This is a genomic window from Pantoea sp. CTOTU49201 (assembly GCF_032054795.1).
Lineage (GTDB): Bacteria > Pseudomonadota > Gammaproteobacteria > Enterobacterales > Enterobacteriaceae > Pantoea > Pantoea symbiotica.
In genome coordinates, this window is sequence record NZ_DAMBSA010000530.1 from 1 (window position 1) to 2,563 (window position 2,563).

Sequence of the window (2,563 nt, forward strand, 5' to 3'; positions counted from 1 at the left end):
GGTGACCATCCGAAAAAAGCGCCGATCATTTGTAGGGTCGCCATTTATGGTGACCGTCCGAAAAAAGCGCCGATCATTTGTAGGGTCGCCATTTATGGTGACCATCCGAAAAAAGCGCCAATCATTTGTAGGGTCGCCATTTATGGTGACCGAAAGACGCTTAACTGACGAGTCTTACGCCTTAAATGGCGATTCTACAAGTTCGTGCCGGTTGCTGGTCGCCATGAATGGCGACCCTACGAGTGGGCTAGCTGCGTGAGCCAGCGGATCAGTGCATCGCTGCCTGGCTGGCTGAGTGAACGCTGCGGCCAGGCGAGGAAATAGGGTTTGCTGAGCGGCAGGCTGAGTGGATCGACGATCATCAAATCGCCCCGCGCCAGTTCGCTGGCAATCAAACGCCGCTGACCGAGCAGCAAACCCGCGCCTGCCACGGCGGCATCAATCGCCAGCGAGGTGAGATTGAAACTGAACGATGGCTGCGGTGGCGGATCGTCAATGCCCTTCGCCTGAAACCAGCTGCGCCAGTCGGGTAAAAAGCGCCCTTCGTTGCCCCAGTCGAGGTGGATCAGCGGCGCGTGCTGCAACACATCCTGATCGGCAAAACGTTGCAATAGCGTCGGGCTCGCCACCGGCAGTACTTCATCGAGGAACAGCAACTGCTTATCCAGCTGCGGATAGCGATCTTCACCGAAACAGATAACAAAATCGGCGGGCGTGGCGTTGAAATCCACCTGTGTATGCGTGCCGTGCAGCGCTAAATCGATATCAGGACACTGCTCGCGCCACTGCGCAATATTCGGCAGCAGCCATTTTGAGGCCAGCGCTGGCAGCGAATAGAGCGTTAAACGCGGTGTTGATGCCGCATGACGCAGGTTTTGCTGACCGAGATGCAGAATGTCAAACGCTTCGGTGACATAACGCAGATACTCTTTGCCCATCTCCGTCAGCATTACGCCGCTTTGCGTGCGCACAAACAGCGCGCTGCCTAATTGTTCTTCCAGCTGGCGAATTTGCTGGCTCACCGCAGCGGGCGTTAACGCCAGTTGCGCAGCCGCTTTCGCCAGGCTGCCGAGTTCCGCCGCCACTTTGAACGATTGAATGACGCTGATTTTGGGCAAACGCGGTGATGGCGCAGGCATTAAGGTTTCCTTAGCAAGGTATTAAATTTTTATCGTTACGTATTAACATATCAGCGAGTTACAGTCTTTACACACCTGTAACACATGAGAAGTGAAACTATGTCTGCCTTGATTCGTTTCGATCTGCATCCGCTGGCCGATGCCGACTGGCGTCGCGCCTGCCGTGAGCAACTTAATCAGCACGGCGCTTTAGTTTTGCGTCAGTTCCTGCAGCCCGCCGCGCTGCAAGCCATCATTGCTGAAGGTGATGCACAGCGCCATTTGGCGTATCACACCGCCAGCAAACACAACGTTTATCTGATGAAGAAAGATGAGGCTTTCAGCGCCGATCATCCGCGCAATCGCGATGTCATCAGCACCAAAGGCTGCATCACCGATGATGTAATTGCCGCCGATTCACCGCTGCGTCAGCTCTATAACGATGAACTGTTTAAAAGCTTCTTGTGCGATGTGTTGGGAGAAGAGGCGCTCTATCCGTATGCCGATCCGCTGTCGTCGATCAATCTTCATTACGCGCCCGACGGTCAGGAACTGGGCTGGCACTTTGATAACTCGTCATTTGCCATCACGCTGCTGGTGCAGAAGCCGCGCGCCGGCGCGGTGTTCCAGTACGTGAAGGATCTGCGCGACGCCGATGCCGGCGAGATGAATTTCGACGGCGTGGCAGCGGTGCTGGATCAGCGCCAGCCGGTAGACGCGCTGGCGATTGATGCCGGGGATTTGGTGCTATTCCGTGGCCGTAATTCGCTGCATCGCGTCACGCCAACCGAAGGCGATATCACCCGCATGCTGGCGGTGCTGGCGTACAACACCGAGCCGGGCATTGCGCTGTCGGAAACCGCCCGCATGACCTTTTACGGACGCTTATAAATCGATTAACGCCCGCCAGCCGCGCACAAAAATCTGTTGGGTGCGAAAGGCCACCAGCGCCCGCCAGTCAGCGTCGGCGGGCCAGAATCCTTCCACCAGTTCATGCTTAATCGCCTGCCCGCTTTCACTGGCTGGATCGCCTTGCAGATGCAGCCAGTGATCGTCGCGCACGCGGCGATGCATCTCCTCGCCGGGATAGGTGCCGCACTCCACCACCAGCGGCAAAATCTGCATGTTTGGAAGCGAGGTCAGCAGGAATTGCGACACATAGCCGGTGGCCGTCGCGGTGACGCCGGTTTCGCTGTCGCGTCCCGCGCCGGTGAACAGCAGCGTCAGCCATTCATCGTAAATCGCTTTGCCCCAGTCATGCGCAGCGAAGCGCTGCTCGGCAATCGACAGCAGCATCGGATGTCCCCACGCGCCAGCGCCGGTGTGCAGATCGAAGCTGATGATGGTTTTGGCCTGCGATAAGTGATTGCCGATGATGGTTTGCAGCGTGCGGTACGACCAGCCTGGCTGTTGGCCGCCGAAGAAGAAACCGTCCGCCGCGCCAT

3 protein-coding genes are annotated in these 2,563 nt (G+C 57.2%); 1 reads left to right on the top strand and 2 read right to left on the bottom strand.

Features of this window, described 5'->3' with window-relative positions:
* Positions 1-236 precede the first annotated feature (236 nt).
* Complete coding sequence (locus tag RTY00_RS23305; protein WP_312666545.1) at positions 237-1,139, bottom strand: LysR substrate-binding domain-containing protein; 903 nt, start codon at positions 1,137-1,139, stop codon at positions 237-239.
* Between the two features lie 99 nt (positions 1,140-1,238).
* Between RTY00_RS23305 and RTY00_RS23310 the strand changes: the two genes are divergently transcribed.
* On the top strand, positions 1,239-2,009 hold the full coding sequence (locus tag RTY00_RS23310; protein WP_008110103.1) for a 2OG-Fe(II) oxygenase: 771 nt from the start codon (positions 1,239-1,241) through the stop codon (positions 2,007-2,009).
* Here the strand turns inward: RTY00_RS23310 and RTY00_RS23315 are convergent.
* Positions 2,004-2,563, bottom strand: a 560-nt coding sequence (locus RTY00_RS23315) for a DUF2817 domain-containing protein (RefSeq protein ID WP_312666546.1), incomplete at its 5' end; no start/stop codon positions are given. The genes RTY00_RS23310 and RTY00_RS23315 overlap by 6 nt on opposite strands.